The sequence below is a fragment of the Pseudomonas sp. GW456-12-10-14-LB2 genome (assembly GCF_002884345.1).
Lineage (GTDB): Bacteria > Pseudomonadota > Gammaproteobacteria > Pseudomonadales > Pseudomonadaceae > Aquipseudomonas > Aquipseudomonas paraglycinae.
In genome coordinates, this window is record NZ_POHV01000009.1 from 1 (window position 1) to 20,863 (window position 20,863).

Here is a 20,863-nt window from a genome sequence, read left to right on the forward strand (position 1 = left end):
TTCTTGCGCAGTACTGCGCAAGAAGTTGCGCACTCGGCTACAGGCGACGGTAACCGGGGGCTGTAGCGATATCGGGCGGCGATTTCGCGAAACAAGTGCGCAAGAAGTTGCGCACCATGGCACATGGCTACTGTGCCTGCAGATCATCTAAACCCGAAATGGCCAATCCATCGCCCCTTTTTTCCATTGCGTCACTGGCACGCCACCCTCCGATTCCTTGAAAGTCCCTGTCCAGAGCCCACCCCGTTTAATGCCGGAAGGCCAGAGCGCGGCAAACCGTCTTATAAATGAAACACCGCCCTCAGCTATACTCCCCCGCATTTCGACCCGCCCCGAGGACTGACTGTGAAGAACTGGACGTTGCGCCAACGCATTTTGGCGAGCTTTGCGGTGATTATCGCCATCATGCTGCTGATGGTGGTCGTCTCGTATTCGCGGCTGCTGAAGATCGAGGCCAGTGAAAACAGCGTCCGTGACGACGCGATTCCCGGCGTCTATTACAGCTCGATGATTCGTGGCGCGTGGGTCGACAGTTACCTGCAGACCCAGGAACTGCTGGGCCTCAAGGAGGGGCAGGGCGTCAGCAGTGAAGATGCGGCCGATTACAAGGCTTTCGAATCCCGGCTTCAGGAACAGATGGCCAATTACCGTGGCACGGTGGTGACGGACGAGGACAAGCTCGAATTCGCGGCGTTCGAGAAATATCACGACGCCTACCTGAAAATTCAGGATGCGGTGCTCGATCTGCACAAACGCAATCTGGAAGCCGACGCCGTCAAGCTGTTCCACGAACAACTGACTCCGACCTGGTACTCGGGTCGGATGAAGCTCAACGACATCATTGGCGAGAACAAGAAAGTCGCTGACAAGGCCATGGCCAACATTGATGAGGCCGTGGCTGCGGCCAAGGTCAGCATGTTCGTCTCGCTGCTGGTGGCCGTGCTGGCCGCCGGGTTCTGTGGTCTGCTGCTGATGCGCGCGATCATGGCGCCGATGAACCGCATCGTGCAGATCCTCGACATCATGCGCACCGGCGATCTGAGCAGCCGCTTGAACCTCGACCGCAAGGACGAGTTCGGCGCCGTGGAAACCGGCTTCAACGACATGATGACCGAGCTCACTTCGCTGGTGTCCCAGGCCCAGCGCTCGTCGGTGCAGGTCACCACCTCGGTGACCGAGATTGCGGCCACTTCCAAACAACAGCAAGCCACCGCCACCGAAACCGCTGCGACCACGACTGAAATCGGCGCTACGTCCCGCGAGATCGCCGCGACCTCCCGCGACCTCGTACGCACGATGACCGAAGTCTCCACCGCCGCCGATCAGGCCTCGGTGCTGGCCGGTTCCGGGCAGCAAGGCCTGGCGCGCATGGAGGACACCATGCACTCGGTGATGGGCGCGGCGGATCTGGTGAACGCCAAACTGGCGATCCTCAACGAGAAGGCCGGCAACATCAATCAGGTGGTGGTGACCATCGTCAAGGTCGCCGACCAGACCAACCTGCTGTCCCTGAACGCCGCGATTGAAGCGGAGAAGGCTGGTGAATATGGCCGTGGTTTCGCGGTGGTCGCCACTGAAGTGCGGCGTCTGGCGGATCAGACGGCTGTCGCCACGTATGACATCGAGCAGATGGTCCGCGAGATCCAGTCGGCGGTGTCTGCCGGGGTGATGGGCATGGACAAGTTCTCCGAGGAAGTGCGTCGCGGCATGGCCGAAGTGCAGCAGGTCGGCGAGCAGCTGTCGCAGATCATCCATCAAGTGCAGGCGCTGGCGCCGCGGGTGTTGATGGTCAACGAGGGCATGCAGGCCCAGGCCACCGGTGCCGAGCAGATCAACCACGCGCTGGTGCAGCTGGGTGATGCCAGCAGCCAGACGGTCGAGTCGTTGCGTCAGGCCAGTTTCGCCATCGACGAACTGAGCCAGGTGGCCGTGGGCCTGCGCAGCGGCGTTTCGCGATTCAAAGTCTGATGAGCGAAATCACCGCCAAACGCAGCGCTGCACCGGTGGCGAAGCAGGCATTGTTTCTGCTGTTTCGCATCGGCAGCGAACGCTACGCCTTGCGCGCCACGGAAGTGGCCGAAGTGCTGCCGCGCCTGCCGTTGAAGCCGATTGCCCGGGCGCCGCACTGGGTGGCGGGAGTGTTCGCCTATCGCGGCACGGTGGTGCCGGTGATCGACCTCAGTGCCCTGACGTTCGGCCATCCTGCGCAAGCGCGCACCAGCACGCGTCTGGTGCTGGTGCATTACCGCGCGGACGACTCGCAACCCTCGCAATGGCTGGGGCTGATCCTCGAACAGGCCACCGATACCCTGCGCTGCAACCCGGATGATTTTCAGCCGTACGGCCTCGACAATCGTCAGGCGCCGTACCTCGGCCCGGTGCGTGAAGACGCCCAAGGGCTGGTGCAGTGGGTGCGGGTCAACGACTTGCTGGACGAGTCGGTGCGTACGCTGCTGTTCCCGACGCCACCGCTGGATCCGGCGCGGCTTGAGGAGCAGCCATGAGCAGCGACCAGCGCTTCTTCGATTTTCTCAAGGAACGCATCGGCCTCGATGTCGCCTCGGTCGGGCCGGCGATCATCGAACGGGCTGTGCGCCAGCGCATCACCCTGTCGCAAACGGTGAATGCCAATGAGTACTGGCAGACCCTGCAAGGCTCGCGGGATGAACAGCAGGCGCTGATCGAAGCGGTGATCGTCCCCGAAACCTGGTTTTTCCGTTACCCGGAATCCTTCGCCACCCTCGGCAAACTGGCGCGCAAACGCTTGGGTGAACTGAGCAACATGCGCGCGCTGCGCATCCTTAGCCTGCCGTGTTCCACCGGTGAAGAACCCTATTCGATTGCCATGGCCTTGCTCGATGCGGGCCTCAAGCCCCATCAGTTCAAGGTCGATGGCATGGACGTCAGCCCGTTGTCGGTGGACAAGGCGCGGCGTGCGCTGTACGGCAAGAACTCGTTTCGCGGTCAGGAGCTGGACTTTCGTGAGCGGCATTTTTTCGCCGAGAACGAGGGTTATCGAGTAAATGAAATCGTCCGCGAGCAGGTTCGCTTGCATGTCGGCAACGTGCTCGATCCGTCATTGCTGGTCAACGAGCCGCCGTTCGATTTCGTGTTCTGCCGCAACCTGCTGATCTATTTCGATCAGCCGACCCAGCAGCAGGTATTCGCGGTGCTGAAGCGCCTGACCCATGTCGATGGCGTGCTGTTTATCGGCCCGGCCGAGGGTAGTCTGCTTGGGCGGTTGGGCATGCGCTCGATCGGGATTCCACAGTCCTTTGCTTTCAGCCGTCACAGCGATCCACAACCCGAACCGTTGCCGGCGCCGACCGCGATTCCGCTGCCGTTACCTGTGCGCCAACCGCTGCGCAGCACGCCACCACCGCCGGTGCGCAACCGTCCGTTTGCTGGCGTGACGCCGTTGCCCGCGACGGCTAAAAGCACCAACCCCGACGCCGCGACTTTGCTGGCCAACATCGCCGCCCTGGCCAACGAAGGCAGAAGTGCCGAGGCCCGGGCCGCGTGCGAACAGTATTTGCGCAGCCATGAGCCGGTGGCCCAGGTGTTCTACTGGCTCGGCCTGCTGAGCGATGTCGCCGGCAGCGCCCTCGAAGCCCAGGGCTTTTACCGCAAAGCGCTGTACCTCGAACCGCAACACCCCGAAGCCTTGATGCACCTGGCTGCGTTGCTGCAGGCCCAGGGCGACACGGCCGGCGCCAGACGATTGCAGGAGCGCGCCGCCCGCAGCGACCGCACCGCCGACAGTGAGCGTAAACGATGATCCCGTCCGACACCTTGAACGTCACCCACGAAGACGCCCGGGCCATCGACGATTGCTGGAACCGCATCGGCATCCACGGCGACAAGTCCTGCCCGCTGCTGGACGAGCACATCCATTGCCGCAATTGCTCGGTGTATTCCGCCGCCGCCACGCGTCTGCTCGACCGCTATGCATTGCAGCAGGACGAGCGCGACCCGGTGGCGACCCAGGTGGAAACCGAGCTGAAGACCCGTTCGCTGCTGATGTTCCGCCTCGGTGAAGAATGGCTCGGCCTGGCCACCCGCAGTCTGGTGGAGGTCGCGCCGTTGCAGGCGATTCACTCGCTGCCGCACCAGCGCTCCCGGGCCTTGCTCGGCGTGGCGAACGTGCGCGGTGCGCTGGTGGCCTGTCTGTCGCTGGTCGAACTGCTCGACCTCGACAGCAACGCGGCCCCGGTGACCGGCGCGCGGATCATGCCGCGCATGCTGATCATCTCGGCCCAGGGCGGGCCGGTGGTGGTGCCGGTCGACGAAGTCGACGGGATTCACGCCATCGACGAGCGAATTCTCGATGCCGCGTCGCGGTCTGGCGCACAGACCAGCGCCAAATACACCCGAGGCGTGCTGCCTTTCAAAGGTCGCAGCCTGCGTTGGCTGGATGAAGAACAGCTGTTGTCCGCCGTGTCCCGGAGCCTCACATGACCCCCGAGCAAATGCGCGACGCCTCCTTGCTCGAGCTGTTCAGTCTCGAAGCCGAAGCCCAGACCCAGGTGCTCAGCGCCGGGCTGCTGGCGCTGGAGCGCAACCCGACCCAGGCCGATCAGCTCGAATCGTGCATGCGTGCGGCGCACTCGTTGAAAGGCGCGGCGCGGATCGTTGGCATCGACAGCGGCGTCAGCGTCGCCCACGTGATGGAAGATTGTCTGGTCAGTGCGCAGGAAGGCCGGTTGTTCCTGCGCCCGGAACATATCGATGCGTTGTTGCAGGGCACCGACTTGCTGATGCGCATCGCCACCCCGGCCAGTGGCCCGCAACCGGCGGACATCGAGGCTTACGTGGCGTTGATGGGCTGTTTGCTCGACCCGGCGGCACCGGCCGTGGTGCCCGCCGCTCCGAGTGCGCCACCGATGGCCGAGTTGCAGCTTCAGCCACCGACAGTGGTTGAATCGACCCCGGTTGAAATTCCCGTTGAGGTTGCCGAGCCGGAACCCGCGCCGCGCAAGAGCAAGCGCACCACCGAAGGTGGCGAGCGGGTGCTGCGGGTCACCGCCGAACGCCTGAACAGCCTGCTCGATCTGTCGAGCAAATCCTTGGTGGAAACCCAGCGCCTCAAACCGCACCTGGCCACCATGCAGCGCCTCAAGCGCATGCAGAACAACGGCCTGCGGGCGCTGGAAAGTCTCAACGTTCATCTCAAGGAACACGCCCTGAGCCTTGAAGCTCAAGAGGCGCTGGAAGACGCGCGCCGTTTGCTCGCCGAATCCCAGCAATTGCTGGCAGAGAAAAACGCCGAGCTCGACGAGTTTGCCTGGCAAGCAAGTCAGCGCGCACAAGTGCTCTACGACACCGCGCTGGCCTGCCGCATGCGGCCGTTCGCCGATGTGCTGTCCGGGCAGGTGCGGATGGTGCGCGACCTCGGTCGCAGCCTCGGTAAACAGGTGCGGTTGGAGATTGAAGGCGAGAAGACTCAGGTCGATCGCGATGTACTCGAAAAACTCGAAGCACCTCTGACGCACCTGCTGCGCAATGCAGTCGATCACGGCATCGAAACTCCGGAAGAGCGCCTGCTCAAAGGCAAGTCCGAAGAGGGCCTGATCCGTCTGCGCGCCTCGCATCAGGCCGGTCTGCTGGTGTTGGAACTGAGCGACGACGGCAATGGTGTGGATCTGGAAAAGGTCCGCCGCAGCATCGTCGAACGTCAGTTGTCGCCCGCGGAAACCGCCGCCCAGTTGAGTGAAGAGGAACTGCTGACCTTCCTGTTTCTGCCGGGTTTCAGCCTGCGCGACAAGGTCACCGAAGTGTCGGGTCGTGGCGTCGGTCTCGATGCTGTTCAGCACATGGTCCGCCAGTTGCGCGGTGCGGTGGTGCTGGAGCAGACGGCGGGCGAGGGCAGTCGTTTCTATCTCGAAGTGCCGCTGACCCTGTCGGTGGTGCGCAGCCTGGTGGTGGAAGTCGGCGACGAGGCCTACGCCTTCCCGCTGGCGCACATCGAGCGCATGTGCGATCTGGCGCCGGAGGACATCGTGCAGGTCGAAGGGCGCCAGCATTTCTGGCACGAAGGCCGGCATGTCGGGCTCGTCGCGGCCAGTCAGTTATTGCAACGTCCGGCCAGCCAGAACAGCGGCGAGACCCTGAAAGTCGTGGTGATCCGCGAGCGCGATGCGATCTACGGCGTGGCGGTCGAGCGTTTCATCGGCGAGCGCACGCTGGTGGTGCTGCCACTGGACGAACGGCTGGGCAAGGTGCAGGACATTTCCGCCGGGGCCTTGCTCGACGATGGCTCGGTGGTGCTGATCGTCGATGTTGAAGACATGCTGCGTTCGGTGGACAAACTGCTCAATACCGGGCGTCTGGAGCGCATTGCCCGCCACGGTAATCAGGCCGCGGAAGCCGCGCGCAAACGGATTCTGGTGGTCGACGATTCGCTGACCGTGCGCGAACTGCAACGCAAGCTGCTGCTCAATCGCGGCTACGACGTGGCCGTCGCGGTGGATGGCATGGACGGCTGGAACGCCTTGCGTTCGGAGGATTTCGATCTGTTGATCACCGACATTGACATGCCGCGCATGGACGGCATCGAACTGGTCTCGTTGTTGCGCCGCGACAACCGTCTGCAATCGCTGCCGGTGATGGTGGTGTCGTACAAGGATCGCGAGGAAGACCGCCGCCGTGGACTGGACGCCGGCGCCGACTATTATCTGGCCAAGGCCAGTTTTCATGACGACGCCCTGCTCGACGCGGTGGTTGAGCTCATCGGAGGAGCGCGGGCATGAAGATCGCAATCGTCAACGACATGCCCCTGGCGGTGGAGGCCCTGCGCCGGGCGCTGGCTTTCGAGCCGGCGCATCAGGTGGTGTGGGTCGCCAGCAACGGCGCCGAAGCGGTGCGCCTGTGCGCCGAAAACACTCCTGACCTGATCCTGATGGACCTGATCATGCCAGTGATGGATGGCGTCGAGGCAACCCGCCGGATCATGGCCGAGAGCCCGTGCGCGATCGTCATCGTCACCGTGGACCGCCAGCAGAACGTGCACCGGGTGTTCGAAGCCATGGGCCACGGCGCGCTGGACGTGGTCGATACCCCGGCCATCGGCGGCGGCAATCCTCAGGAAGCGGCGGCGCCGCTGCTGCGCAAAATCCTCAATATCGGCTGGCTGATCGGCGAGAAAACCGCCCGCTCACGCCCGGCACCTGCGACACCGCGCAGTACCGCCTCGCGCCAGCGGCTGGTGGCGATCGGCTCTTCGGCCGGTGGCCCGGCCGCGCTGGAAGTCTTGCTCAAAGGTCTGCCGCGCCACTTTTCGGCGGCCATCGTGCTGGTGCAGCATGTCGATCAGGTGTTTGCCGCCGGCATGGCCGAATGGCTGGCCAGCGCCAGCGGCCTCGACGTGCGTCTGGCCCGCGAAGGCGAGCCGCCGCAGGCCGGCGCGGTGCTGCTGGCCGGCACCAACCACCATATTCGTTTGCTCAAGAACGGCACGCTGGCCTACACCGCCGAGCCGGTCAACGAGATCTACCGCCCCTCGATCGACGTGTTTTTCGAAAGCGTCGCCAGTTACTGGAACGGTGACGCAGTAGGGGTTTTATTGACAGGGATGGGACGCGACGGGGCGCAAGGGCTTAAGCTCATGCGTCAACAGGGTTATCTGACCATCGCGCAGGATCAGCAAAGCAGTGCGGTGTACGGCATGCCCAAGGCTGCCGCAGCCATCGACGCGGCCGTAGAAATCCGTCCACTGGAAAAGATAGCGCCACGATTGCTGGAGATTTTCCCTAAATGAACACATCCATCCGCAATCCTGGCCCCCGCAGCACTCAGGTGACCGCCCATGAATGACTTACAGATCGATGACATCAAAACCGACGAGAACGCCGCCATGGTGTTGTTGGTGGACGATCAGGCGATGATCGGCGAAGCCGTGCGCCGTGGGCTGTCGAATGAAGAGAACATCGACTTCCACTTCTGCTCCGACCCGCATCTTGCCGTGGCCCACGCGGTGCGGATCAAGCCGACCGTGATCCTGCAGGATCTGGTGATGCCCGGCCTCGACGGCCTGAGCCTGGTGCGCGAGTACCGTAATCACCCGGCGACCAAGGACATTCCGATCATCGTCCTGTCGACCAAGGAAGACCCGCTGATCAAGAGCGCGGCGTTCTCCGCCGGGGCCAACGATTACCTGGTGAAACTGCCGGACAACATCGAACTGGTGGCGCGCATCCGCTATCACTCGCGCTCCTACATGACCCTGCTGCAACGGGACGCGGCCTACCGCGCGTTGCGGGTCAGCCAGCAGCAATTGCTCGATACCAACCTCGTCCTGCAGCGACTGATGAACTCCGACGGCCTGACCGGGCTGTCCAACCGCCGGCACTTCGACGAATACCTGGAACTGGAATGGCGCCGCTCGTTGCGCGACCAGAGCCAGTTGTCGTTGCTGATGATCGACGTCGATTACTTCAAGTCCTACAACGACACCTTCGGCCACGTCGAAGGCGACGAGGCCTTGCGCAAGGTCGCCACGGCAATCCGCGAGGCCAGCGCCCGGCCGTCCGATCTGCCGGCGCGTTATGGCGGCGAAGAATTTGCGCTGGTGCTGCCCAACACCTCGCCGGGCGGGGCCCGACTGGTGGCGGAAAAGCTGCGCCAGACGGTCGCGGCGCTGAAGATTCCGCACATTGCCCCGGCCGAAGGCTCGAGCCTGACCATCAGCATCGGCCTGGCAACCATGGTGCCGGAGTCGGGCAGCGACTGCCGGTTGCTGATCTCGGCGGCGGACCGTGGCCTGTACCTGGCCAAGAACAACGGGCGCAATCAGGTCGGCATCGAATAGGTACGCGATACCCTTGTGGGAGCGGGCTTGCTCGCGAATGCGGTGGGTCATTCAGCAATGATGTCGACTGATACTCCGCCTTCGCGGGCAAGCCCGCTCCCACAGGGATCTGTGTCAGGCCATGTCAAGTGAATCGCCTTAACAGCCGCCAGACGGGCTGCCGTGACAGCTTGATTACGTTATACTCGCCGGCTTTCAAAAGTTCGCCAACGAGTGCTGCCCGTCATGGAAATCAACCCGATCCTGAACACCATCAAGGACCTGTCCGAGCGCTCCGAAACTATTCGGGGGTATCTTTGACTACGATCAAAAGCATGAGCGTCTGATCGAAGTCAATCGCGAGCTTGAAGATCCTGCAGTCTGGAACAAACCTGAATACGCCCAGGAACTGGGCCGCGAGCGCGCTGCGCTGGCGCAGATCGTCGATACCCTCGACGAACTGAACGGTGGCCTGGCCGATTGCCGCGAGCTGCTGGACATGGCCGTTGAAGAGAACGACGAGGGCGCGGTCAACGACGTCGTCGAAGTCCTTCAAGGTCTCGAAGAGTCCCTGTCCAAGCTCGAATTCCGCCGTATGTTCAGCCACGAGATGGACCCGAACAACGCCTACCTGGACATCCAGGCCGGTTCCGGCGGCACCGAAGCCCAGGACTGGGCCAACATCCTGCTGCGCATGTACCTGCGCTGGGCCGACAAACGCGGTTTCGACGCGACCATCATGGAGCTGTCGGCCGGTGAAGTCGCCGGGATCAAGGGTGCGACCGTGCACATCAAGGGCGAATACGCCTTTGGCTGGCTGCGTACCGAGATCGGCGTGCACCGTCTGGTGCGCAAGAGCCCGTTCGACTCCGGCAACCGTCGCCATACCTCGTTCTCCGCAGTTTTCGTCTCGCCAGAGATCGACGACAAGGTGGAAATCGAAATCAACCCGGCAGACCTGCGGATCGACACCTATCGTTCCTCCGGTGCCGGTGGTCAGCACGTAAACACCACCGACTCGGCCGTACGTATCACCCACGTACCGACCAACACCGTGGTGAGCTGCCAGAACGAACGTTCCCAGCACGCCAACAAGGACACCGCCATGAAAATGCTGCGGGCCAAGTTGTACGAGCAGGAAATGCAGAAGCGCAACGCGGCGTCCCAGGCGCTGGAAGACACCAAGTCGGATATCGGCTGGGGTCACCAGATCCGTTCGTACGTGCTCGATGCGTCGCGGATCAAGGATCTGCGCACCAACATCGAACGCAGTGACTGCGACAAGGTGCTCGACGGCGACATCGACGAATACCTGGAAGCCAGCCTGAAATCGGGCCTGTAAGAAACGCAATACAGGATCGGCTGATTCAACTCGATCTCTGTAGGAGCCAGCCTGCTGGCGATCCCCGGGCCGAAAGGCCCGGGGGCAACGAACCTGTGATGGAATATTTAAAGACATGAGCGACCAACAACTCGACCAGGCCCTGCAACAGGAAGAAAACTCCCTGATCGCCCTGCGCAAGGAAAAGCTTGCTGCCGAGCGCGCCAAGGGCAATGCCTTCCCGAACGACTTCCGCCGCGAAAACTACTGCGAAGCACTGCAGAAACAGTACGCGGACAAGACCAAGGAAGAGCTGGCAGAGGCTGCGATTCCGGTCAAGGTTGCAGGTCGCATCATGCTCAACCGTGGCTCGTTCATGGTGATCCAGGACATGACCGGTCGCATCCAGGTCTACGTCAACCGCAAGACCCTGTCCGAAGAAACCCTGGCCGCGGTGAAAACCTGGGACATGGGTGACATCATCGCCGCCGAAGGCACCCTGGCCCGTTCCGGCAAGGGCGACCTGTACGTCGAGATGACCAGCGTGCGCCTGCTGACCAAATCCCTGCGCCCGCTGCCGGACAAGCACCACGGCCTGACCGACACCGAACAGCGTTACCGTCAGCGCTACGTTGACCTGATCGTCAACGAAGACGTGCGTCAGACCTTCCGCGTCCGTTCGCAAGTGATCGCGCACATCCGCAGCTTCCTGATGAAGCGCGACTTCCTCGAAGTCGAAACGCCGATGCTGCAGACCATTCCTGGCGGCGCCGCGGCCAAGCCGTTCGAAACCCACCACAACGCGCTGGACATGGAAATGTTCCTGCGTATCGCGCCAGAGCTGTACCTCAAGCGTCTGGTGGTTGGTGGCTTCGAAAAAGTGTTCGAGATCAACCGCAACTTCCGTAACGAAGGCGTTTCGACTCGTCACAACCCTGAATTCACCATGTTGGAGTTCTACCAGGCTTACGCCGACTACGAAGACAACATGGACCTGACCGAAGAACTGTTCCGCGAACTGGCGCAGCTGGTTCTGGGCAGCACCGACGTGCCGTACGGCGACAAGGTGTTCCACTTCGGCGAGCCGTTCGTGCGCCTGTCGGTGTTCGACTCGATCCTCAAGTACAACCCCGAGCTGACCGCCGATGACCTGAACGACATCGACAAGGCGCGCGCCATCGCCAAGAAGGCCGGCGCCAAGGTGCTGGGCTTCGAAGGTCTGGGCAAGCTGCAGGTGATGATTTTCGAAGAGCTGGTCGAGCACAAGCTGGAACAGCCGCACTTCATTACCCAGTATCCGTTCGAAGTGTCGCCGCTGGCCCGTCGCAACGACGACAACCCGAACGTCACCGACCGCTTCGAGCTGTTCATCGGCGGCCGTGAAATCGCCAACGCCTACTCCGAGCTGAACGACGCGGAAGACCAGGCCGAGCGCTTCATGGCGCAGGTGGCCGACAAGGACGCCGGCGACGACGAAGCCATGCACTACGACGCCGACTTCGTTCGTGCGCTGGAGTACGGCATGCCGCCAACGGCCGGCGAAGGTATCGGCATCGACCGTCTGGTGATGCTGCTGACCAACTCCCCGTCGATCCGCGACGTGATCCTGTTCCCGCACATGCGGCCACAAGCGTAAGTGTTTCAATAAAAAAGCCGCCTGAAATGGGCGGCTTTTTATTGCCTGTCTGGTACAAACGTATCAAATGGTTAATTTTGAAGAAAACAACAGAGGTATGCCTGTCGTGATCGGTGCAATGGCTCAAGAGGGTGCAGCGGGAATCGCCACTGCGGTCGCTGAAAGTGTTCAGTACCAGGGCCGCAAGGCCAGCCGGCAGGGCAGTGAACAGCGTCGACAGGACATTCTCGATGCGGCGATGCGCATTGTCGTACGCGACGGCGTACGCGCCGTGCGTCACCGGGCGGTGGCGGCCGAGGCCGGTGTGCCGCTGTCGGCCACCACGTATTACTTCAAGGACATCGATGACCTGCTCACCGATACCTTCGCCCAGTACGTCGAACGCAGTGCGGCCTACATGGCCAAGCTGTGGATCAACAACGAAGGCCTGCTGCGCGAAATGGTGGTCAGCGGTGACGGCAGCCCGGAGTCGCGCTCACAACTGGCAGACGATATCGCGCGGTTGATGGCTGATTACGTGCATCGGCAACTGGTCAACCGTCGCGAGCATTTGATGGCCGAGCAGGCGTTCCGTCAGGAGGCGCTGCTCAACCCGCGTCTGGCGGAATTGGTGCGTTCCCATCAGCAGATTCTGTTGCAGGGCACCTGCCAGTTGTTCCAGGTATTGGGCTCGCGCGAGCCGCAGCAGGATGCCAAGGTGTTGACGGCGATTATCGGACGGATGGAATATCAGGGCCTGCTCAACGACGCCGAGCCTTTGGCTGAAGAGGACATGCTCGGCATTCTGACGCGCTATATGCACCTGGTACTCGCGTCGGTGTAATTCTCGACCCTGATCGTTCCCTCGCTCTGCGTGGGAATGCCGCCATGGACGCAAAGCGTCCACTGTGACGCAGAGCGTCACTGTATGCATTCCCACGCGGAGCGTAGGAACGATCAGAAGAAACGGGTGTTCTAGGGAGTGTCGAATGAAAGCCTGGCGTGGCGTGCTGATCGCCTTGTCGTTCCTGCTGCTCAGCGGATGTCTGGTGACCTTCAAGGAGCCGCTGCCCGCCAGTGAACCGGCGCCCAAGGGCTTGCTCGGCCAATGGTCGAGCACCAATGCCTGGGGCGAGCCGATGAATCTGGAATTGACGCGCCTGGGCAACGATCGCTATCAGGCGGTTGCGTACTTCAAAGCCAAACCCCGCGAGCGTGAAGCCTATCCGTTCACGGTGTCGCGCCACGGCAACCGCTGGTATCTGTCGGCGAAGGTGCCGGCGCAATACGGCGGGCACTTCACCATCGCCGGCTTCGAGATCACCGACAAGCGCGAACTGGTGATCTACAACCTCGACCTCGAACAGATCAACCAGGCCATCGCCCAGAAGACCCTCGACGGCCAGGGCTTCCAGACCGATGACGGCGAGGGCGTGCAGGTCGACAGCCCGCTTGAAAAGGTCTTTGCTTACCTCGACGACCCGGCCAATTCCGACGTTTTCGTCGAAGCGGCGCGCTATCAGCATCAGGCCAAAGCCAAATAATTCAGTTCGTCACGTTTTCTACAGGAGTTTCGGGTGGACGATTACCAGCAGACGATACGCATTCTGTCCGATCGCATAGTGCTGGCGCAGACGCCGATCCGCGTGCTCGACGCGGTCAAGTGGGACGAGAACATCCGCAAGGGCTTCCTCAAGGCCAAGGGCAAGGAATTGCCGGCGGTGGATCGTGACTACTACCTCAACCGGCCGCTGTCCTTTGATTCGAGCAAGGTCAAGCTGGAATTCCAGAACATCGAGCGGGACATCACCCGCCAGCTCGGCCAGTTCAACCCGGTTGGCCAGATCATGCGCCGCATGTGCAAGGAATACCGAATGGTGGTGCGCATGCTCGAAGCGCGCGGCACCGAAGATTTCGGCCTGATTTCCCAGGAACTTTACGGCGCCGCATCCGACGCGTTCCACGCCGGTGACCCGACCCTGGCCGATCTCGGCCTGATGATGTCGGACTATCTGAACAACATCGACGGCCGTGGCGACCTGAAGGACGAACCGAAGACCCTTACCGCCAAGGACGCCGTTCACCTGTTGCAAACCCGCCTGAACAAGGTGTTCGGCGAGGCTGAAGAAACCATCCGCGTGTTCGAGTCCGACGGTATCGTCGCCGATGCGGCGGCGGGTGCCGACTACATCAAGATCCGCACCGACGCGATGTTCAACGACCGCGACGTGCGTGCTCTGGAAGTCCACGAAGGCCTGGTGCACGTCGGCACCACGCTCAACGGCTTGAACCAGCCGATCTGCACCTTCCTGTCCAAGGGCCCGCCCTCGTCGACGGTGACTCAGGAAGGTCTGGCGATCCTGATGGAAATCATCACCTTCGCCTCCTACCCGAGCCGCCTGCGCAAACTGACCAACCGAACCCGCGCCATTCACATGGTCGAGGAGGGTGCGGACTTCCTGCAGATTTTCGAGTTCTTCCGCGAGCAGGGCTTCGAGATGGCGGAAAGCTACGGCAACGCCAGTCGGGTTTTCCGTGGCTCGACGCCGACCGGTCTGCCATTCACCAAAGACTTGTCCTACCTCAAGGGCTTCATCATGGTTTACAACTACATTCAGTTGGCCGTGCGCAAGGGCAAGCTCGAGCAGATCCCGTTGCTGTTCTGCGGCAAGACTACGCTTGAGGACATGCGAACCCTGCGTCAGTTGGTGGACGAAGGCCTGGTGGTGCCGCCCAAGTACCTGCCGGATCAGTTCCGCGACATGAACGCGTTGTCGGCGTGGATGTGCTTCTCCAACTTCCTCAACCACTTGAGCCTGGACCGGATCGAGGCCGATTACTCCAACATCCTGTAGGCCCATTGATCATTCCCGCGCTGCGCGCGGGAATCCGAACCCTGCGAGGTTTCACCGGATGAGAATCCTCGGCATCCTTTGCCTGCTCCTGACCCTCGGCGGTTGCAGCTCCTTGCTGTTCTACCCCGAACCGGGTCAGATCTTCACCCCGGAAAAGGCCAAACTCGAATACCGCACCGTCACCCTGACCACCGCCGACGGCCTCAAGCTGAATGCCTGGTGGCTGCCGGCCAAACCGGGTGTTGAGGTCAAGGGCACAGTGCTGCACCTGCATGGCAACGGCGGCAATCTGCCAATGCACCTGGGCGGGAGCTGGTGGTTGCCGAAAAACGGCTATCAAGTGCTGCTGGTGGACTATCGCGGTTACGGCTTGTCCGAGGGCGAACCGAGCCTGCCGGCGATCTATCAGGACATCGATGCCGCCTTCGCCTGGCTGGACAAGGTGCCTGAGGTCAAGGGCAAACCGCTGGTGCTGCTGGGCCAGAGCCTCGGTGGGGCGATGGCGGTGCATTGGCTGGTGCAACATCCGGAAAGACAAAAACAGCTCAAGGCGCTGGTGCTCGACGGCGTGCCCGCCAGTTACCGTAGCGTCGGCCAATACGCCCTCAGCACCTCATGGCTGACGTGGCCATTTCAGGTGCCGCTGTCGTGGCTGGTGCCGGACGGCGACAGTGCGATCAACGCGATGCCGCAGCTCAACGGCGTGCCGAAACTGATCTTCCACAGCCTCGACGATCCGCTGGTGCCCCTTTCCAACGGCATCCGTCTGTATCAAGCTGCGCCGCCACCGCGCGTGCTGCAACTGACTCGTGGCGGCCATGTGCAGACCTTCGGCGATCCGGTCTGGCGTCAGGTGATGCTGCGTTACCTCGACGACCCCGAACACTTCAACGGCCTGCGCCGCCTCGGCGAGATCCCGAATTATCCGACACCCCCGAATTCTGAAGACGAACCACCAGAGAGTCCGCAATGAGTGAAGAACGTAACGCCATCCCGCTGATCATCACCGGCATCTGCAGCATCCTCGGCACCGTCGGTGCCCTGTGGTACTACGGCTACCTGCACTTCGCCAAACCCGAGGATGCGTTGCTGCTCAACGAATTCACCATGCTCAAGACCGTTCCCGGCGAAGACTACAAAGTTTCCCTGACCCCGGCGCCGCAAGTGGCGCAGTGCATCGATGGCGTGCTGGTGCTGTTCGACACCGAACAGAAAGGCCTGACCGGGGTGCTGGTCAACAGTCAGAAAAAGGCTGTGCGCTGCATGGGCCAAGAGACGCCGCAGAAGCTCGAAGAGTAAATGTGCGACGGACAAAAAAGCCCCGCCTGATCAAATCAGGCGGGGCTTTTCATTTACCGCTCAGCGAATCAGTGCGCGGTCGAGCTCACGGCCGAACGCGGCATCACTGGCTGGTTGTCGTTGGAAATGGTCACTTCCACGCGACGGTTCATCGCACGGCCCGAGACCGAGGTGTTGTCCGCCACCGGGTATTCCTTGCCGTAACCTTGAGCGACGATGCGCGATGGGTCGACGCCCATCTTGATCAGTGCAACCTGCACCGAGGTCGCGCGGCGCTCGGACAGCGACTGGTTGTAGCTCGCAGTACCGGTGCTGTCGGTGTAGCCCTCGACGATCACTTTGCGATCAGGGTTTTCCTGAAGGAATTGCGCCAGTTTGTTGATGTTCACCAGACCGCTGGATTTCAGGTCGGCCTTGTTGGTGGCAAACAGCACGTCACCGAAGGTCACCAAAGTACCGCGATCGGTCTGCTTGGCGTTGAGGCTGTCCTGCAGCTGCTTGATCTGCTGATCGCGAGCGTCCAGACGGGCCTGGGCACGTTGGGCGGCGGCGTTCTTCAGATTGGCTTCAGCGGTACGCAGAGCGATGGTCTGCTTGGCCACTTCCACGCGCTGGTTGGTCAGATAGGCCAGCTGGTCGACCTTGTGCTGGTCTTCCTTGTCCAGATAAGCCTTGTCGGCCTTGTCCAGGTAATCACTGGCATCCTTGGTTTCCAGCGCCGCGACTTTGCTGGCCTGCGGGTTGGCCTGCAGCCCGGCGTAGTTGGTGCGCGCCTGTTCCAGGTTCGGGTTCGGCGGCGTCGAGCAGGCAGCCAGGGCAACGCTTGCGGCCAGGAGAGCGGGGATCATCAGTTGTTTACGCATAATCGTTCGTCCTTTCTATCGATAAGAGTTTCAGCCTTGCGGTCGGGATGCGCGCTTACTGCACGGTGCGCTGACTTTCCTGACGCAGTTCCTGAACACCTTTCTGGGAATCCTTCACAGCTTGTTCGGCTTTCATCGCCTGAGCCTTGCGTTCAGCGACGCGGGCGTCCCACTCGGCCTGTTCGGCGAGGGTGCGGGCCTCATCATATTTCTTGTCGTGCATGGCGATTTCGGCTTGCTTCAGCTTGTCCTGAGCTTGCTTCATCTCCACGGCGGCGAACTCGGTACCGCCGGCGCTGACCGCGCTGTTGACCGCCGATTGAGTCACGGCGTACTGCTCGGTCGGTGGATTGCCGGCGCAACCGGCCAGCACGAAGCTGGTGCCGATGGCGAGAGCGGCCAGTTTCAGACCGCGCAGGTGGGAAAACGAGGTTTGGGTCTTCATGGTCTTCAACTCCATTGGTTAACTCCTTGAAAGCTTCGAAATCCATCCTGGTAGCGGAGCCGCAACCTTCATGTGCAAGTGCGTTTTGAAACGCTCGTTCCAGGCGTGGTTACCTGTTCCGACCGAAGGCATTTTTCAAAAGTTCAGAAAAGATGGCTCATCGCCAAAAAATATTCTGACCAAACAGACAAGGCTCTAAACCGGGAACTTTGGCGGGGGAGAATGGTACGCGCGGGCGAAAAATGGCGTAAAAGCGGAGGGAAAATACAGTCCCTGTGGGAGCTGGCTTGCCAGCGATGAGGCCATCCAATTCAACCCGTTTGCGGCTGAACTGACGCCATCAAGGGCAAACCATTCCCACCGTTTTGAAGGGTCAGGGATCAGTGTTTTTGCTTGCCGGCAGCCGCCGACAAGTCGTGCAGATGACGCCGCGACAGCGCGAGAAAACGCGGGGTCGGGCCAACATCTTCATACAGCGGATCGCCTTCCTCGTCGGTGGCGACCACGGTCGAACCTTTCACATACGGCAGGCTCGCTTCGAACTCTTCGAGGGCGGCGCCGATCAGCTCGCCGAGCAGTTCTTCGGCGTGGCGTTTGGGGTACATCTCGGCGATTGCCGCCAGCCGTGCGGCAGCTTCCACATCCAGATGAATCGTGTAGCCGGTATCGGTCAGGCGACCCTTGGCGGTTTCTTCCCAATGCTGGGCGAGTTCACGGATTTTCATAAAAACCTCATGTCGCACCTGCTCATGGCAGGTCTTGGTGAGTGTCCGGCGTCAGCCGGCGGCAAGCCGTTGTGCGGCTTACTGTTGAGACTAGCTTCAACGCTCAAGGTTTAAAGTCCCTTCGTCGTCTGCTTGTAAGAAGCGTTCCAGAGCGGCACTCTCTGTTCATCCACTCACTTGCGATCCGTCACCGATTACTGCTGGAGAGATGCTGATGACCGATATTGATGCACGCTTGCGCGAAGACGTTCACCTGCTCGGTGAGCTGCTGGGCAACACCATTCGTGACCAGTACGGCGAGGCGTTTCTCGACAAGATCGAGCAGATTCGCAAGGGCGCCAAGGCCGACCGGCGCGGCTCGATGGACGCCGAACTCAGCGCCAGCCTCAATCAATTGAGCGAAGACGAACTGCTGCCGGTGGCGCGGGCCTTCAACCAGTTTCTCAACCTGGCGAACATCGCCGAGCAGTACCAGCTTATCCATCGCCGCGAAGAGACCCAGGCCGCGCCGTTCGAATCCCGCGTGTTGCCGGAACTGCTCGCCCGCCTGCGCAACGAAGGGCACAGCGCCGAATCACTGGCCCGGCAACTGGCGCGGCTGGAAATCGAACTGGTGCTCACCGCGCACCCGACCGAAGTGGCCCGCCGCACGCTGATCCAGAAGTACGACGCGATTGCCGCGCAACTGGCGGCTCAGGATCACCGTGACCTGACCACCGCCGAACGCGAGCAGATCCACAACACCCTGCAACGCCTGATCGCCGAGGCATGGCACACCGAAGAAATCCGCCGCACCCGCCCGACTCCGGTGGACGAAGCCAAGTGGGGCTTTGCGGTGATCGAACATTCGCTGTGGCAGGCGATTCCCCACCATATGCGCAAGGCCGACCAGGCGCTGTTTGCGGCCACCGGTTTGCGTTTGCCACTGGAAGCCGCGCCGATCCGCTTCGCTTCGTGGATGGGCGGCGACCGTGACGGTAACCCGAACGTGACCGCTGCCGTGACCCGCGAAGTGTTGTTGCTGGCGCGCTGGATGGCGGCTGATCTGTACCTGCGCGACGTCGATCATCTGGCTGCCGAACTGTCGATGCAGCAGGCCAGCGAAGCGCTCAAGGCCCGAGCCGGCGACAGTGCCGAGCCGTATCGGGCGGTGCTCAAGCAATTGCGTGAGCGGCTGCGCGCCACGCGCAACTGGGCTCATGCATCTTTGACGGCGACCACGCCGGCGTCTGCCGATGTGCTGCACAATAACCGCGACCTGCTCGATCCGCTGGAGCTGTGTTTCAACTCGCTGCATGAATGCGGCATGGGCGTGATCGCCGACGGGCCGTTGCTCGATTGCCTGCGTCGGGCCGTGACTTTCGGCCTGTTCCTGGTGCGCCTCGATGTGCGTCAGGATTCGTCCCGCCACAGCGCGGCCATGACCGAAATCACCGATTACCTCGGCCTCGGCAAATACGAGGAGTGGGACGAAGAACAGCGCATCAGCTTCCTGACTCGCGAACTGCAAAACCGTCGGCCGTTGCTGCCGGCGCATTTCAAACCCTCGGCCGATACCGCCGAAGTGCTCGCCACCTGCAAGGAAATCGCCGCCGCGCCGGGGGCTTCGCTGGGCTCCTACGTGATCTCCATGGCCGGCGCCGCTTCCGATGTGCTGGCGGTGCAACTGCTGCTCAAGGAGTCCGGCGTACTGCGGCCGATGCGCGTGGTGCCGCTGTTCGAAACCCTCGCCGACCTCGACAACGCCGGCCCTGTGATCGAACGTCTGTTGCTGCTGCCGGGTTACCGCGCGCGGCTGCAAGGCCCGCAGGAAGTGATGATCGGCTATTCCGACTCGGCCAAGGACGCCGGCACGACTGCGGCAGCGTGGGCGCAATACCGGGCGCAGGAACGGCTGGTGGAAATCTGCCGTGAGCAGCAAGTCGAACTGCTGCTGTTTCACGGTCGCGGTGGTACCGTGGGACGTGGCGGCGGCCCGGCGCACGCGGCGATTCTGTCGCAGCCGCCGGGTTCGGTGGCCGGACGTTTCCGCACCACCGAGCAGGGGGAAATGATTAGATTCAAATTCGGCCTGCCGGACATCGCCGAGCAAAACCTCAATCTCTATCTGGCGGCGGTGCTCGAAGCGACCCTGTTGCCACCGCCACCACCGACGCCTGAATGGCGGCATTTGATGGACGAACTGGCCGCTGACGGTGTCGCCGCCTACCGCGCAGTGGTGCGGGAGAATCCACAGTTCGTCGAGTATTTCCGCCAGTCGACCCCGGAGCAGGAGTTGGGGCGCTTGCCATTGGGCAGCCGTCCGGCCAAGCGCCGCGCCGGCGGGATCGAAAGTCTGCGGGCGATTCCGTGGATCTTCGGCTGGACCCAGACCCGCCTGATGCTGCCGGCCTGGCTCGGCTGGGAAACCGCATTGAGCAAGGCGCTGGAGCGCGGCGAAGGCGAATTGCTCGGGCAGATGCGCGAGCAGTGGCCGTTCTTCCGCACTCGCATCGACATGCTGGAGATGGTGCTGGCCAAGGCCGACGCCGACATTGCGCAGTCCTACGACGAGCGTCTGGTGGAGTCGGACTTGCTGCCTTTGGGTGTGCACTTACGCGACCTATTGTCGCAGGCGTGTTCCGTCGTCCTCGGCCTGACCGGTCAGTCGCAGCTACTGGCACATAGCCCGGACACCCTGGAATTCATCCGTCTGCGCAACACCTACCTCGACCCGCTGCATCTATTGCAGGCCGAGTTGCTGGCGCGTTCGCGGCAGCAGAATGTCGAGCAGGGCAGCCCGGTGGAACAGGCGTTGCTGGTGTCTGTGGCGGGGATTGCCGCCGGTTTGCGAAATACCGGCTAAGGTTTTCTGCGTGGGGCGGGGCACCCGGGGCGAACCTCGGGTGCCGTTTATTGACTGTAGGAAAAATGCGGTCAGGCGACAGTTAATGATGGGGTTGCGACTTGGGGAAC

General features: G+C 62.0%; 18 protein-coding genes and 1 pseudogene. 15 read left to right on the forward strand and 4 right to left on the reverse strand.

What is annotated here, in order from left to right:
• The first annotated feature begins 345 nt into the window (after positions 1 to 345).
• From C1X29_RS07805 to C1X29_RS07835, 7 genes are read left to right on the forward strand one after another with little or no spacing between them, the layout of a single operon-like run.
• A complete protein-coding gene (locus C1X29_RS07805) occupies positions 346 to 1,968 on the forward strand; it encodes a methyl-accepting chemotaxis protein (RefSeq protein WP_039769604.1) in 1,623 nt (540 codons plus the stop codon).
• Positions 1,968 to 2,504, forward strand: coding sequence for a chemotaxis protein CheW (locus tag C1X29_RS07810; RefSeq protein ID WP_102717176.1), 537 nt, complete (start codon positions 1,968 to 1,970; stop codon positions 2,502 to 2,504). Before C1X29_RS07805 ends, C1X29_RS07810 begins: the two co-directional genes overlap by 1 nt.
• The gene (locus C1X29_RS07815; RefSeq protein ID WP_102717177.1) at positions 2,501 to 3,778 is read left to right on the forward strand and encodes a protein-glutamate O-methyltransferase CheR; all 1,278 of its coding nucleotides are present in this window, start codon (positions 2,501 to 2,503) and stop codon (positions 3,776 to 3,778) included. The genes C1X29_RS07810 and C1X29_RS07815 overlap by 4 nt, the downstream gene beginning before the upstream one ends.
• Entirely contained in the window at positions 3,775 to 4,458 is a 684-nt protein-coding gene (locus C1X29_RS07820) for a chemotaxis protein CheW (protein ID WP_085748079.1), read from the forward strand. The genes C1X29_RS07815 and C1X29_RS07820 overlap by 4 nt, the downstream gene beginning before the upstream one ends.
• Positions 4,455 to 6,749 carry a hybrid sensor histidine kinase/response regulator gene (locus tag C1X29_RS07825; RefSeq protein WP_102717178.1) on the forward strand — a complete coding sequence of 765 codons (2,295 nt, stop codon included), beginning with the start codon at positions 4,455 to 4,457 and terminating at the stop codon, positions 6,747 to 6,749. Before C1X29_RS07820 ends, C1X29_RS07825 begins: the two co-directional genes overlap by 4 nt.
• A complete protein-coding gene (locus C1X29_RS07830; protein WP_085748081.1) occupies positions 6,746 to 7,756 on the forward strand; it encodes a chemotaxis response regulator protein-glutamate methylesterase in 1,011 nt (336 codons plus the stop codon). The genes C1X29_RS07825 and C1X29_RS07830 overlap by 4 nt, the downstream gene beginning before the upstream one ends.
• A gap of 48 nt (positions 7,757 to 7,804) precedes the next feature.
• A complete protein-coding gene (locus C1X29_RS07835; protein ID WP_102717179.1) occupies positions 7,805 to 8,806 on the forward strand; it encodes a PleD family two-component system response regulator in 1,002 nt (333 codons plus the stop codon).
• A gap of 13 nt (positions 8,807 to 8,819) precedes the next feature.
• On the opposite strand, the pseudogene C1X29_RS29640 reads toward C1X29_RS07835, so the two are convergent.
• Positions 8,820 to 8,924, reverse strand: a pseudogene (locus C1X29_RS29640) (metal ABC transporter ATP-binding protein); the annotation flags it as partial.
• A gap of 107 nt (positions 8,925 to 9,031) precedes the next feature.
• On the opposite strand from C1X29_RS29640, the gene prfB reads away from it, so the two are divergent.
• From prfB to C1X29_RS07875, 7 genes are all read left to right on the forward strand, one after another.
• Positions 9,032 to 10,127, forward strand: a protein-coding gene (gene prfB / locus C1X29_RS07845) for a peptide chain release factor 2 (RefSeq protein WP_102621447.1) whose coding sequence is annotated in 2 segments (ribosomal slippage) — positions 9,032 to 9,103 and positions 9,105 to 10,127 — 1,095 coding nt in all. Because the reading frame shifts where the segments join, the coding sequence is not laid out codon by codon here.
• 115 nt (positions 10,128 to 10,242) lie between these two features.
• A complete protein-coding gene (gene lysS / locus C1X29_RS07850; protein WP_085748082.1) occupies positions 10,243 to 11,742 on the forward strand; it encodes a lysine--tRNA ligase in 1,500 nt (499 codons plus the stop codon).
• A 118-nt stretch (positions 11,743 to 11,860) separates the two neighbouring features.
• The gene (locus C1X29_RS07855) at positions 11,861 to 12,565 is read left to right on the forward strand and encodes a TetR/AcrR family transcriptional regulator (RefSeq protein ID WP_011332647.1); all 705 of its coding nucleotides are present in this window, start codon (positions 11,861 to 11,863) and stop codon (positions 12,563 to 12,565) included.
• A gap of 145 nt (positions 12,566 to 12,710) precedes the next feature.
• Entirely contained in the window at positions 12,711 to 13,265 is a 555-nt protein-coding gene (locus tag C1X29_RS07860) for a hypothetical protein (protein ID WP_102717180.1), read from the forward strand.
• Between the two features lie 33 nt (positions 13,266 to 13,298).
• On the forward strand, positions 13,299 to 14,576 hold the full coding sequence (locus C1X29_RS07865; RefSeq protein ID WP_011332649.1) for a flavohemoglobin expression-modulating QEGLA motif protein: 1,278 nt from the start codon (positions 13,299 to 13,301) through the stop codon (positions 14,574 to 14,576).
• A gap of 58 nt (positions 14,577 to 14,634) precedes the next feature.
• On the forward strand, positions 14,635 to 15,549 hold the full coding sequence (locus C1X29_RS07870; RefSeq protein WP_102717181.1) for an alpha/beta hydrolase: 915 nt from the start codon (positions 14,635 to 14,637) through the stop codon (positions 15,547 to 15,549).
• The gene (locus C1X29_RS07875) at positions 15,546 to 15,875 is read left to right on the forward strand and encodes a hypothetical protein (RefSeq protein ID WP_085748084.1); all 330 of its coding nucleotides are present in this window, start codon (positions 15,546 to 15,548) and stop codon (positions 15,873 to 15,875) included. The genes C1X29_RS07870 and C1X29_RS07875 overlap by 4 nt, the downstream gene beginning before the upstream one ends.
• 68 nt (positions 15,876 to 15,943) lie before the next feature.
• Here C1X29_RS07875 and C1X29_RS07880 read toward each other — a convergent pair whose 3' ends face one another.
• The 3 genes from C1X29_RS07880 to C1X29_RS07890 all read right to left on the reverse strand — a co-directional run bounded on the left by C1X29_RS07880 (position 15,944) and on the right by C1X29_RS07890 (position 17,908).
• On the reverse strand, positions 15,944 to 16,738 hold the full coding sequence (locus tag C1X29_RS07880) for an OmpA family protein (RefSeq protein WP_102717182.1): 795 nt from the start codon (positions 16,736 to 16,738) through the stop codon (positions 15,944 to 15,946).
• Between the two features lie 55 nt (positions 16,739 to 16,793).
• Positions 16,794 to 17,198, reverse strand: a complete 405-nt coding sequence (locus C1X29_RS07885) for a DUF4398 domain-containing protein (protein WP_085697302.1) — start codon at positions 17,196 to 17,198, stop codon at positions 16,794 to 16,796.
• A 365-nt stretch (positions 17,199 to 17,563) separates the two neighbouring features.
• Entirely contained in the window at positions 17,564 to 17,908 is a 345-nt protein-coding gene (locus C1X29_RS07890; protein WP_011332654.1) for a hypothetical protein, read from the reverse strand.
• A 214-nt stretch (positions 17,909 to 18,122) separates the two neighbouring features.
• Between C1X29_RS07890 and ppc the strand changes: the two genes are divergently transcribed.
• Positions 18,123 to 20,753, forward strand: coding sequence for a phosphoenolpyruvate carboxylase (gene ppc / locus C1X29_RS07895; RefSeq protein ID WP_102717242.1), 2,631 nt, complete (start codon positions 18,123 to 18,125; stop codon positions 20,751 to 20,753).
• Positions 20,754 to 20,863 lie beyond the last annotated feature (110 nt).

Coding starts and splice junctions, on each gene's coding strand:
- C1X29_RS07810 (WP_102717176.1), top strand. CDS start 1,968: ATGAGCGAAATCACCGCCAAACGCAGCGCTGCACCGGTGGCGAAGCAG.
- C1X29_RS07815 (WP_102717177.1), top strand. CDS start 2,501: ATGAGCAGCGACCAGCGCTTCTTCGATTTTCTCAAGGAACGCATCGGC.
- C1X29_RS07820 (WP_085748079.1), top strand. CDS start 3,775: ATGATCCCGTCCGACACCTTGAACGTCACCCACGAAGACGCCCGGGCC.
- C1X29_RS07825 (WP_102717178.1), top strand. CDS start 4,455: ATGACCCCCGAGCAAATGCGCGACGCCTCCTTGCTCGAGCTGTTCAGT.
- C1X29_RS07830 (WP_085748081.1), top strand. CDS start 6,746: ATGAAGATCGCAATCGTCAACGACATGCCCCTGGCGGTGGAGGCCCTG.
- C1X29_RS07835 (WP_102717179.1), top strand. CDS start 7,805: ATGAATGACTTACAGATCGATGACATCAAAACCGACGAGAACGCCGCC.
- lysS (WP_085748082.1), top strand. CDS start 10,243: ATGAGCGACCAACAACTCGACCAGGCCCTGCAACAGGAAGAAAACTCC.
- C1X29_RS07855 (WP_011332647.1), top strand. CDS start 11,861: ATGGCTCAAGAGGGTGCAGCGGGAATCGCCACTGCGGTCGCTGAAAGT.
- C1X29_RS07860 (WP_102717180.1), top strand. CDS start 12,711: ATGAAAGCCTGGCGTGGCGTGCTGATCGCCTTGTCGTTCCTGCTGCTC.
- C1X29_RS07870 (WP_102717181.1), top strand. CDS start 14,635: ATGAGAATCCTCGGCATCCTTTGCCTGCTCCTGACCCTCGGCGGTTGC.
- C1X29_RS07875 (WP_085748084.1), top strand. CDS start 15,546: ATGAGTGAAGAACGTAACGCCATCCCGCTGATCATCACCGGCATCTGC.
- C1X29_RS07880 (WP_102717182.1), bottom strand. CDS start 16,738: ATGCGTAAACAACTGATGATCCCCGCTCTCCTGGCCGCAAGCGTTGCC.
- C1X29_RS07885 (WP_085697302.1), bottom strand. CDS start 17,198: ATGGAGTTGAAGACCATGAAGACCCAAACCTCGTTTTCCCACCTGCGC.
- C1X29_RS07890 (WP_011332654.1), bottom strand. CDS start 17,908: ATGAAAATCCGTGAACTCGCCCAGCATTGGGAAGAAACCGCCAAGGGT.
- ppc (WP_102717242.1), top strand. CDS start 18,123: ATGACCGATATTGATGCACGCTTGCGCGAAGACGTTCACCTGCTCGGT.